Raw genomic sequence first — 4,497 nt, 5'->3', positions numbered from 1 at the left:
CCCCTTCACGTCGCTCAGCCCACCCCGGCGCCGCAGATTCCGCACCTCCGGCACACACAGCACCGCCCCCGTCACCACCGTGACCAGAGCCGCGCACCCCCACAGTGCGGCCGTACGCCCGAAGGCCGACTCCGTCGGGCCCGCTGCCGCTGCGGCGAGGGGCATCAGGGCGATGGAGCCGAACCAGTCGTAGGCGGAGATGCGGGAGAGTTTGTTCTCGGGGATTTCCTGGTGCAGGGCGGTCATCCAGCTCACCCCGAAGATCTCGACCGTCGTGCCCGCGACGAACATCACCGCGAAGAGGACGCCGATCGGGACCGGGACGGCGAGTGCGGCGGACGGTAGGGCCAGGGGGAAGATGCCGAGCATGCCCGCCAGGAGGAGGCGGCGGGGTTTCCAGCGGGTCATCAACAGGGCGCCGGCGACCGTGCCCGCGCCGAACGCCGCCAGGGCCAGGCCCCACGGGCCCGCGCCGCCGAGGCTGTCGCGGGCGACGAGCGGGCCGTAGACCGCGTCCGCCGCGCCGACGACCGCGTTGGCGATGGAGAAGGCCACGACGATGGACCACAGCCACGAGCGGCCGATGAACTCCCGCCAGCCGTCCCGGAGATCGGCCAGCATTCCGCCGCCCGGTGTGCGCGGCGGGATGTGGCTCACGTCGAGGAAGGAGCGGAGTCCGCCGGCCGCCGCGAACGCCGCCGCGTCGATCGCCAGCACCCAGCCCGGGCCGACCGCCGCGACCAGCGCGCCGCCGAGGGCCGCGCCGCCCAGCGACGCACCCTGCATCGCCATCCGGAAGACCGCGAACGCCCGGCCGGCCTGTTCGCCGCTCACCGTGGACATGAGCATGCCCTCGGCCGCCGGGCCGAAGAACGCCTGGCCGGTGCCGCCGAGCGCGGTCAGCAGCATCATCTGCCAGAGGTGGGGGTCGCCGGTCAGGACCAGTACCGCGAAGGCCGCCTGCGAGACGCAGCTGAGGGCGTTCGCCGCGACCATGACGTGGTGCCGGGGCACCCGGTCCGAGATCGCGCCGCCGATCAGCAGGAACAACACCAGCGGCAGTGTGCGCGAGGCGGCCACCAGACCCACGTCACCGCTGTCGCCGCCAGCCTCCAGCACGGCGAACGCGGACGCGATCAGCGCGCCGTTGCCCCCGAGACCGGTCGCCACCGCGGCGGCGGTCAGCAGGGTGTAGTTGCGGCCCGCCCAGTCGGGTCGGTGCGGTCGGCGGGAGGCGGGGGTGGCGGTCACCGGCCGACTATCGCCGCCCATGCCACACCCCGCCAAACGGATTGCCGCCAGAATCGAGCCAAACGGTCAACGCCCCACGGCTGTCAGCTCGTTGCGCCCGTCGGATCCCCGTGCAGTCGTACGGTGCTCAGGATCTTCTGGATCGTCGCGTCGGGGATCTCCTCGCTGACGCCCTTCGCGCCGTAGAGGGTCCAGGAGACGAAGTTGTCCGCCGAGTTCTTGAAGGCGAACGTGGTCGCCTTGCCGTCGGAGGAGCACTTGCCGGACTTCGGCACGCCGGACGTGTACGACGTGGCGACGCTGCCGACGACACCCGACTTCGTCGTGTACGGCTTGGCCGCGCCGATCTTCAGGTACTTCTTGGACGAGTCCTTCTGGTCCGTGTACCCGCCGAACGCGAACGCGGCCGCGTCACCGCGCGCGGTGCTCGCCGTGTCCTTCGCGCCGTCCTCGCCCTTGGTGCCGCTCGACGCCAGCGACGAAGTCTCCTTCGTGCCGTCCTTGTTGTCGTCGGACTCGCACCAGTCCTGCTTGAGGTAGGCGGGCGCGGAGAAGCCGATGTACGGGGAGCCGTCGCCCTTCACCTCGTCCTCGAAGAAGGTGAAGGTGCCCGGCTTGCCGACCTCCCAGGTGGCGGGGACGTCGAACGCGGTGCCGTACTTCTGGTTGACGACGACCTTCCAGCCCGCGATCGTCGGCTTCTCGGTCTCGTTGCCGCGCGGGTTGTCGTCCGAGCCGGAGGAGGAGGCACTCGGGTCCGCGGACGCCGACGGCGACTGGCTCGCCTTGTCCGTGCCGCCGTCCGCCTTGTCGTCCTTGTTGCCGCCGAGGACCAGGAAACCGGTCACACCCGCGGCCACGACGACGGCCGTCGCCGCGACGATCGCGACCAGCTTCGTCCGGTTCCCGCCGCCTCCGCCCGGCGGCGGCTGAGGCGGCTGCGGTCCCCCCGCGGGACCCGGAGCGCCCCACTGCGGCTGCTGCCCATAGGGGTTGGGCTGCTGGTAGCCGGGCTGCTGATACGGATTCGGCTGTTGGTACCCCGGCTGCTGGTACGGGTTGTCCTGCGGGTTCTGCTCGCCCCCGGGCGGCTGCTGTCCTGGCCACATGGGCAGTAACCCTAGTGCGACGCCGGACACGGTTGGGTCACTGCCCCTTGTCAGGGGCGTATCAACCTGGTGGCCAACTCGGTGGCCGACCGATGGGCGGGTGGTGTGTGCGGCCGCACACATCTGGCCAGGCATGGCTACTCGTGGGTAACATGTTCTTCATGAGCGCAGATCAGATGTCCATCGGCGAGTTGCTCGCCGCGACGGTGCCGATGGTTCGCACGTTGAACCTGGAGTACCTGGAGACCAGTCCGGAGCGGGCCGTGCTGGCCCTGCCGGATCAGAGCGAGTACCGCAACCACGTCGGCGGGCCGCACGCCGGTGCCATGTTCACCCTCGGCGAGTCCGCCAGCGGCGCGATCGTCCTCGCCGCCTTCGGCGACCAGCTCTCGCGGGCCGTGCCGCTCCCGGTCAACGCCGAGATCGCGTTCAAGAAGATCGCCCTCGGCCCGGTGAGGGCCACCGCGACCCTCGGCCGCCCCGCCGCCGACGTCGTCGCCGAACTCGACGCGGGCCAGCGCCCCGAGTTTCCGGTCACCGTAGCCATCCAGCGCGAGGACGGCGCCGTCACGGGCGAGATGACGGTCATCTGGACACTCCGGCCGAACAGCTGATCAGCTCAACTCCCTTACGGGGTCTGGTCCCTTACAGGCCCGGTCCCTTACAGGGTCCGGTCGTTGCCCATGGATGACCGACTCCGCTACGAGGGCCCGGTCGTCGACTGCCGATGACCGGGCCCTCGTGCGCGTGCGGTTCAGGCCGCGATCCGCGCACCCTCGCTCCCGCCGTCCGCGCCGGTCTCGCCGGCCTTGTCGCTCTCTCCGCTCTCCAGCCCCGCCACGAACTCCTTGAGCCACGCGACGAATTCGGGTCCCAGGTCCTGGCGGTCGCAGGCCAGCCGGACCACCGTGCGCAGGTAGTCGGCCTTGTCGCCGGTGTCGTAGCGCAGGCCCTTGAAGACGACCCCGTGGACCGTGCCGCCGGCCGCCAACTCCTGGAGGGCGTCAGTGAGTTGGATCTCGCCGCCGCGGCCGGGCGGAGTGCGCTCCAGGGTGGGGAAGATCGCGGGGTCGAGGACGTAGCGGCCGATGACGGCGTAGCGGCTCGGCGCGTCCTCGCGGGACGGCTTCTCCACGAGGCCGGTGACGCGTACGACACCCTCCTCGCCGGTCGGCTCCACGGCCGCGCAGCCGTACAAGTGGACCGATTCCGCAGGGACTTCCATGAGGGCGACCACGCTGCCGGCGTACCGCTCGCGGACCTCCAGCATCTGGCTGAGCAGGGTCTCGCGCGGGTCGATCAGGTCGTCTCCGAGGAGGACCGCGAAGGGCTGGTCGCCGACGTGGTGGCGGGCGCAGAGCACCGCGTGCCCGAGGCCGAGCGGGTCGCCCTGGCGGATGTGGTGGATGTCGGCGAGGCGCGCGGGGTCGCGCACGGCGTCCAGGCGGACGGTGTCGCCCTTGGCGGCCAGGGCCTGTTCGAGTTCGAAGGCGTGGTCGAAGTGGTCCTCGATGGCGCGCTTGTGGCGGCCGGTGACCATCAGGATGTCGTCGAGTCCGGCCGCGGCGGCCTCCTCGACGACGTACTGGATCGCGGGCTTGTCGACGACCGGGAGCATCTCCTTCGGCGTCGCCTTCGTCGCGGGCAGGAACCGTGTGCCGAGCCCGGCGGCCGGCACGACCGCCTTGTGGACCGTGGGGACGCGGGCGGGTGCGGGGGTGACTGAGGAGTGGGGGGTGATCATGCGGCCCATGGTGGTGCACGGCGATGAGAACACCCCGAGAGAAACATCGGAGTTCCCTGTGCGCCTCCCTTAGTTCGCGGGGGAGTTGGAGATTTCGTGTAGACGCCTGTGGATACCGCGGGTAACCAATCTGAATTCTCTGCGTTTTGAACATCGGTCACTCGAACTCCTTGTTTCCTGTCAGCCGTTTGTGCGAGTGTGAGCCACCCCGTGAGACCGGCTGCCAGTAGGTATCGGAAGGCAATGGTCAGCGTCCCTTCCGGTGCCTTCTGACATCTCATAGGTATGCACCAATCAAGCACCTGCTTTCCGAGGGCGGTCATTCGGTGTGCCGTCCTGCGGCTTGGAAGGAAATGGTTCCGTGCAATCCCCCAACCCCCCACGCCCGCCGTT

The 4,497-nt window shown here is 70.2% G+C and carries 4 protein-coding genes; 1 reads left to right on the top strand and 3 read right to left on the bottom strand.

The features are described from left to right. A partial coding sequence (locus AC31A1_RS47335; RefSeq protein ID WP_489659251.1) for an MFS transporter occupies positions 1–1,272 on the bottom strand: 1,272 nt, incomplete at its 3' end. Between the two features lie 62 nt (positions 1,273–1,334). Continuing rightward, positions 1,335–2,360, bottom strand: coding sequence for a DUF8017 domain-containing protein (locus AC31A1_RS47330; protein WP_489659250.1), 1,026 nt, complete (start codon positions 2,358–2,360; stop codon positions 1,335–1,337). A 176-nt stretch (positions 2,361–2,536) separates the two neighbouring features. Between AC31A1_RS47330 and AC31A1_RS47325 the strand changes: the two genes are divergently transcribed. Further along, positions 2,537–2,974 (top strand): DUF4442 domain-containing protein, encoded by a 438-nt coding sequence (locus AC31A1_RS47325; protein WP_489659252.1) that lies wholly within the window; start codon positions 2,537–2,539, stop codon positions 2,972–2,974. A 140-nt stretch (positions 2,975–3,114) separates the two neighbouring features. On the opposite strand, the gene galU is transcribed toward AC31A1_RS47325, so the two are convergent. Further along, complete coding sequence (gene galU, locus AC31A1_RS47320; protein WP_489659249.1) at positions 3,115–4,104, bottom strand: UTP--glucose-1-phosphate uridylyltransferase GalU; 990 nt, start codon at positions 4,102–4,104, stop codon at positions 3,115–3,117. Positions 4,105–4,497 lie beyond the last annotated feature (393 nt).

The sequence above is a fragment of the Streptomyces sp. P5F9 genome, assembly GCF_057961495.1.
This window is presented reverse-complemented; position numbering and strand designations above follow the sequence as displayed.

Bases quoted from the DNA above. Each gene is read 5' to 3' on its own strand.
- galU (WP_489659249.1), bottom strand. From the start codon at position 4,104: ATGATCACCCCCCACTCCTCAGTCACCCCCGCACCCGCCCGCGTCCCC.
- AC31A1_RS47330 (WP_489659250.1), bottom strand. From the start codon at position 2,360: ATGTGGCCAGGACAGCAGCCGCCCGGGGGCGAGCAGAACCCGCAGGAC.
- AC31A1_RS47325 (WP_489659252.1), top strand. From the start codon at position 2,537: ATGTCCATCGGCGAGTTGCTCGCCGCGACGGTGCCGATGGTTCGCACG.